This is a genomic window from Kitasatospora sp. NPDC059571 (assembly GCF_042735675.1).
Classification (GTDB): Bacteria; Actinomycetota; Actinomycetes; order Streptomycetales; family Streptomycetaceae; genus Kitasatospora.
In genome coordinates this window covers 1-3,512 of the sequence record NZ_JBHWBW010000650.1, presented here as the reverse complement: position 1 = coordinate 3,512, position 3,512 = coordinate 1, and the positions used below count along the sequence as shown (strand labels likewise).

Sequence of the window (3,512 nt, the reverse complement as noted above, 5' to 3'; positions counted from 1 at the left end):
GCGCCCCCGCCCCCCGCGCGCCCGCGCCTCGAGGGGCGGCCCCCGCCCCACACCCCCGCCCACCCCCCCCCCGCCGCCTGAGCGGCGCCCCCGCCGCCACGGCCGCACAGTGGGTGCGTGCGTGCGCGGCCCCTCCCCCACCTGCCTCTCCACCCGGGAGTTCGACATGTCCAAGGCCATCACCTTCTCCGAGTACGGCGCACCCGAGGTGCTGCGGCTCTCGGAGGTCACACCGCCGGAACCCGGCCCCGGCCAGGTCCGCATCCGCGTACGGGCCGCCTCGATCAACCCGCTCGACCTGAAGATCCGGTCCGGCCGGATGGCCGGCGTCCGGCCGGCGCAGTTCCCGGAGCGGCCGGGCCTGGACGTGGCCGGCGTCGTCGACGAGGCCGGCGAGGGCGCCACCGCCGCGGTCGGCGACGAGGTCCTCGGCGTTGCGCTCGGCGGCGGCTACAGCGAGTACGCGTTGCTGGACCGACCCGTCGCCAAGCCGGAGGAGGTCTCCTTCGAGACCGCCGCCGCCCTGGTCACCGTCGGCGAGACCGCGTACCGCTGCCTGCACCAGCTGGGCGCGGAGCCGGGCGAGACCCTGCTGATCCACGGCGCGGGCGGGAGCGTCGGCACCGTCGCCGTCCAGCTCGCCACCGCCCGGGGCATCACCGTCGTCGCCACCGCCGGCGAGCACGACCTCGACCGGCTGACCGCGCTCGGCGCCACCGCCGTCCGCTACGGAGAGGGCTGGGCCGAGCGGGTGCGGGCCGCCGCCCCGCAGGGCGTGGACCGGGTCCTCGACACCTCCGGCGCGGGCGTGCTGGCGGAGTCCGTCGCCCTGACCGGCGACGCGGCCCGCGTCCTCACCATCGCCGACATGACCGCGGCGGAGCACGGCGTGCGCTTCAGCAGCGGCGGCCCGGCCGACCGCCTCCCGCAGGCCCTTCCCGAGCTGGCCGGTCTGGCCGCCGAGGGCCGGCTGGACCTGCCCATCGGCGCCACCTATCCGCTGGCCGACGCGGCCCGGGCCCACGCCGACATCGAGGCCCGCCGCACCCGGGGCAAGGCCGTGCTGCTGCCCTGACCCGGGACTTGTCCGACCCACCCGTTCCCTCCCCCGGGCAGGGAGCGAGTGGGCCGGCGCCTCCATCCGGGGATGTGCCGATGCGTCAGCGCGGCGCGTCCTCGCCGACCAGGCCGTCCACGGACTCCCGGATCAGGTCGGCGTGCCCGACGTGCCGGGCGTACTCCTCGATCAGGTCGATCAGCAGCCGCCGCACACTCGGCGACTCGCCGCCCGCGCCGACGTGGACGGCCCGCTGGTCCAACCCGCCGGCGGCCAGCACCTGCCGGAGGTCGGCCCTCGACCGGGACACGGCCTCCTGCCAGAGCGCCAGCAGCCCCTCGGGGGTGTCCTCTGCGGCCGTGCGCCACTCCAGGCCGGGGTCGGCCGCCAGGTCCGCCCCGGACCACGGCTCCGCGGGCGGGCGGCCGAGCAGCTTCCGGGACAGCATGTCGTCCTCGACCAGCGCCAGGTGCTTCAACAGCCCGCCGAGGGTGACCGCCGAGGCGCCGACCGTCGCCCGCATCCCCGCCGCGTCCAGCCCCGAGCACTTCCAGGCCAGCGTCCGGCGCTGGCGTTCCAGGGAACCCACCAGGGTCGACGCCTCGTCACCCGCAACCGGCGGTTCGTACGGCACCGACTCGTCAATCTCCGTCATGGCAGGCAGACTACGGCGCGTTCAGGACGGTCTGCGTCCGGAATTCCGATCGGACGGCGGGGAACATCGCATGGGGCACGACGAGAGCCCGACCGCCCGGGTGCTGCTCCTGCTCGACCTGGTCCAGAGCAGCCCAGGGATCACCGCCGAGCGGCTGGCCCAGCGGCTCGGCGTCTCCGAGCGGGCGACCCGCCGGTACGTCGGGATCCTGCGGGAGGCGGGCGTGCCGATCACCTCCCGACGGGGCCCGCACGGCGGTTACGCGATCGGCCGGGGGTACCGGCTGCCGCCGCTGATGTTCAGCACTGCCGAGGCGCTGGGCCTGGTCATGGCGGTGCTGGAGAGCGGGGCCGACGCCGGCGATCCGGCCGATCCGGTCGGCAGCGCGCTCGGGAAGATCGTGCGGGTACTGCCCGCGTCGCTGGCCGGGCCGGCCGAGGCGGTCCGCGGCATCGGCATGCCCGCCCCGGACGGCGGCACCGCGCGGCCCGACCCGGCGACCGCGGCGGCCCTCGTCCAGGCCTGCGCGGCGCAGCGGCGGATCCGGCTGGAGTACCGGCGCGGCCCCGGCGAGCCGTGGGTGACCGAGGTCGACCCGTGGGCCGTCGCCGTCCGCGACGGCCGGTGGTACCTGCTCTGCTGGTCCCACGCGCGCAGCGCCCGGCGCCTGCTGCGGGTGGACCGGGTCGCCGCCGTCGCGGTCCTGGACGCGCCCGCCACGCCGCCGGACGGGCTCGACCCGGTGGCGGCGGTCGACGAACACCTCGCCCAGGGCTGGCGGTACCGGGTCGAGGTGCTCGTCGACGCACCCGCGGCGAGCGTCGCCCGGTGGATCCCGCGCAGCCTGGGGCAGTGCGAGGAGGTCGGCCCGCACCGCACCCGCCTGCTGGCCACCACGGACGAACCCGACTGGTACGCCCGGCGGCTCACCGCGATCGGGGCGCCCTTCCGGGTCGTGGCACCGCCCGAACTCCGGGAGGCCGTGCGGGAACTGGGGCGCCGGCTGCTGCTGGCCGGCGGACCGGAGGACGGCCCCGGCGAAGGAGCGGGTGCGCCGGTCAGTCCCCCTCGGCCAGACCGACGCGCAGCCGGCCGAGCCCGTCCCGCATCCGGGTCTTGACGGTGCCCAGCGGCGTGCCGAGGAGCTCGGCGATCCGGGCCTGCGTGTGGCCGCCGTAGTAGGCCAGCGCCAGGCACTCGCGCTGCAGCGGGGTGAGGGCCCGCAGGCCCTGCCGGACCCGCTCGCGGTCGAACCGGCGCTCCACCGCCTCGGCGACCTCGTCGAATTCCGGTGTGTACGAGGCCTCCGCGACCCGCCGGTCGCGGTCGGCGGCCGCCTGGACCGACCGCACCCGGTCCACGGCGCGGGCATGCGCGATCGCCATCACCCAGGCCAGCACCTCGCCGCGCTCCGGTCGGTAGCGCGCGGCCGAGCGCCACACCTCCAGCAGGATCTCCTGCGCCACCTCCTCGGACTGCGCCCGGTCCCGCAGGATCCTCCGCACCAGCCCGAGCACCGGCCCGGCCACCGCGTCGTAGAGCCGCCCGAAGGCCTCCTCGTCGCCGGCGGCGATCCGCGGCATCAGGGCCCGGAGGTCGGCACTGCGCCCGGCGGACCTCGGCGCGGTGCGCTCCCCGGGCCCGTCGGCGAGTCGGCTCTGTGCTGGTGCGTCCACGGGCACGACTCTTCCGGCCGGCCGGGACCGTCGCTACTTGCAGCGTTGCTGCATCGCTTCCCCCCAGGCCTGTCCGGCGGCGTGCGCAAAGGGGCCGGGGCTGGACCTCCCCCCCCCCGCAGCC

Annotated in this window: 4 protein-coding genes; 2 read left to right on the top strand and 2 right to left on the bottom strand. The window is 77.2% G+C overall.

What is annotated here, in order from left to right; all coding sequences use genetic code 11:
- The first annotated feature begins 166 nt into the window (after positions 1–166).
- The gene (locus ACFV0G_RS37270; RefSeq protein ID WP_380557616.1) at positions 167–1,075 is read left to right on the top strand and encodes a zinc-binding alcohol dehydrogenase family protein; all 909 of its coding nucleotides are present in this window, start codon (positions 167–169) and stop codon (positions 1,073–1,075) included.
- A gap of 85 nt (positions 1,076–1,160) precedes the next feature.
- Here the strand turns inward: ACFV0G_RS37270 and ACFV0G_RS37265 are convergent, their stop codons facing one another.
- Entirely contained in the window at positions 1,161–1,712 is a 552-nt protein-coding gene (locus ACFV0G_RS37265) for a DinB family protein (RefSeq protein WP_380557610.1), read from the bottom strand.
- Positions 1,713–1,782: 70 nt separating this feature from the next.
- Between ACFV0G_RS37265 and ACFV0G_RS37260 the strand changes: the two genes are divergently transcribed.
- Positions 1,783–2,832, top strand: a complete 1,050-nt coding sequence (locus ACFV0G_RS37260; protein ID WP_380557607.1) for a helix-turn-helix transcriptional regulator — start codon at positions 1,783–1,785, stop codon at positions 2,830–2,832.
- Here ACFV0G_RS37260 and sigK read toward each other — a convergent pair.
- Positions 2,771–3,295, bottom strand: coding sequence for an ECF RNA polymerase sigma factor SigK (sigK, locus tag ACFV0G_RS37255; RefSeq protein WP_380557613.1), 525 nt, complete (start codon positions 3,293–3,295; stop codon positions 2,771–2,773). The two genes, ACFV0G_RS37260 and sigK, sit on opposite strands and share 62 nt — an antisense overlap.
- Positions 3,296–3,512: the final 217 nt, after the last annotated feature.

Bases quoted from the DNA above. Each gene is read 5' to 3' on its own strand.
- ACFV0G_RS37270 (WP_380557616.1), top strand. From the start codon at position 167: ATGTCCAAGGCCATCACCTTCTCCGAGTACGGCGCACCCGAGGTGCTG.
- ACFV0G_RS37260 (WP_380557607.1), top strand. From the start codon at position 1,783: ATGGGGCACGACGAGAGCCCGACCGCCCGGGTGCTGCTCCTGCTCGAC.
- ACFV0G_RS37265 (WP_380557610.1), bottom strand. From the start codon at position 1,712: ATGACGGAGATTGACGAGTCGGTGCCGTACGAACCGCCGGTTGCGGGT.
- sigK (WP_380557613.1), bottom strand. From the start codon at position 3,295: ATGCCGCGGATCGCCGCCGGCGACGAGGAGGCCTTCGGGCGGCTCTAC.